The organism is Methylobacterium sp. WL18 (assembly GCF_008040015.1).
Classification (GTDB): domain Bacteria; phylum Pseudomonadota; class Alphaproteobacteria; order Rhizobiales; family Beijerinckiaceae; genus Methylobacterium; species Methylobacterium mesophilicum.
This window is the reverse complement of sequence record NZ_VRVD01000847.1, coordinates 1-1666: the sequence shown is the minus strand read 5'-3', so window position 1 is coordinate 1666 and position 1666 is coordinate 1. Positions and strand designations below refer to the sequence as shown.

2 protein-coding genes are annotated in these 1666 nt (G+C 67.6%); one reads left to right on the top strand and one right to left on the bottom strand.

What is annotated here, in order from left to right; translation table 11 throughout:
• Positions 1–183: 183 nt before the first annotated feature.
• Positions 184–714, bottom strand: coding sequence for a GNAT family N-acetyltransferase (locus FV228_RS28955; RefSeq protein ID WP_147857619.1), 531 nt, complete (start codon positions 712–714; stop codon positions 184–186).
• Between the two features lie 293 nt (positions 715–1007).
• Between FV228_RS28955 and FV228_RS28950 the strand changes: the two genes are divergently transcribed.
• A partial coding sequence (locus FV228_RS28950; RefSeq protein WP_246694067.1) for an MFS transporter occupies positions 1008–1666 on the top strand: 659 nt, incomplete at its 3' end.

Below are 1666 nucleotides of genomic sequence, written 5' to 3'. Positions count from 1 at the left end.
CCAGCACCTCGGCCGCGGCCAGCCCGGCCGGCCCGCCGCCCACGATGGCGATATCCTCGATGTCGTCCGGCATCCGCCTGGAGAGCGGCAGGCGGCCCGTATCTGTCAAGATGTGGCCGATGTCAGCGGCGTCTCAGGGGCGGACCGTCTGTTCGGGTTCGCTCTGCGAGCCGTCACGGTTCGCTAGAACAGGTCCGACAATGCCGGCCAATGAACCCGCAAGATCGTCCTGCCGTTTTCGGTCGGGATCTGCGAAAGGGTTCGTTCGACAACCTGGCCACCCAAACGCTCGTAGAAGCGAAGCGCAGGCTCATTGGCCTCGAAAACCCATAAGTGCAGGCCCTCTGCGGCCTGCTGAGCGGCCAGCTTACGCGCAGCCGAGCGCAGCAGCACCTCACCGATCCGCCTGCCCCGCATCTCCGGAAGGACGTGCAGATTGTCCACCAGGCTGCCCCACCGTCGATCGAGGTTACGGTGCGTCGCTGTGAATCCGACAAGCGTTCCGTCGATGGTCGAGGCGACGTCCACCTGAAAATCCGAGGCCAGGCGGCTGAATTTTCCAAGCCAATGCGAAAGGCGATCCTCCTCGATAGGCCCGGCCAGAAACGCTGGGTCGAGGATCGAACGATAGGCATTCCGCCAACTCGCCACGTGGATCGCAGCGATGGTCTGCGCGTCCGTCGCCCGCGCTGCCCGGTAGATGATGTCGGCCATGCGGAAATTATGCGTGGGGCACCGCCTGCGGGCAATTCACCCCGTGTCACGCACAAGGCAGACGGCCGCGGAACGCGTAGGATCCGGCGCGGCCCGTCGTTAATGCCGTACCCTTCCGCAACCGTGATGCTGCAGCCTCGTTCCCGTCCAGCCTGCCGATCCCGCGCAAACCCAGAAGAGGCTTCCCGCCCGTGGCGCTCTCCACCGCCGTCACCGCGACCGATCCGTCCGCCGCCGCCGCCCCGAAAGCCCGCCTCAGCCCGCTCGAGATCCGGTCGATCGTCTTCGGCCTGATGACCGCGATGCTGCTGGCGGCCCTCGATCAGACCATTGTGGCGACCGCGATGCCGACCATCGGGCTCGATCTGGGCGATGCCGCCAACCTGCCCTGGATCGTCACCGCCTACCTGCTCGCCTCCACGGCGGTCACGCCGCTCTACGGCAAGCTCTCCGACATCCACGGCCGGCGGATCATGCTGCTGATCGCCATCGCGACCTTCGTGCTCGGGTCGCTCGCCTGCGCGGTGGCCCCCACCATGGTGACCCTGGCGCTGGCTCGCGGCCTCCAGGGCATCGGCGGCGGCGGGCTGATCGCCCTGTCGCAGACCATCCTGGCCGACATCATGCCGCCCAAGGAGCGAGCGCGCTACCAGGTGGTGATCGCGGGCGTGTTCGTGGCGGCCTCGGTGGCCGGGCCCCTGCTCGGGGGCTTCTTCGCCCAGCACCTGCACTGGTCGCTGATCTTCTGGATCAACCTGCCGATCGGGTTCCTGGCCTTCGCGCTGACCAACGCCAAGCTGAAGCTGCTGCCGCGCAACGAGCGCCGCCACACGCTGGACTATCCCGGCGCCATCCTGCTGGTGCTGAGCTCGACCACCCTGATGCTGGCCCTGAGCTGGGGCGGCGTGCGCTACCCTTGGGGCTCTGCGCCGGTGCTCGGCCTGCTCGCCGT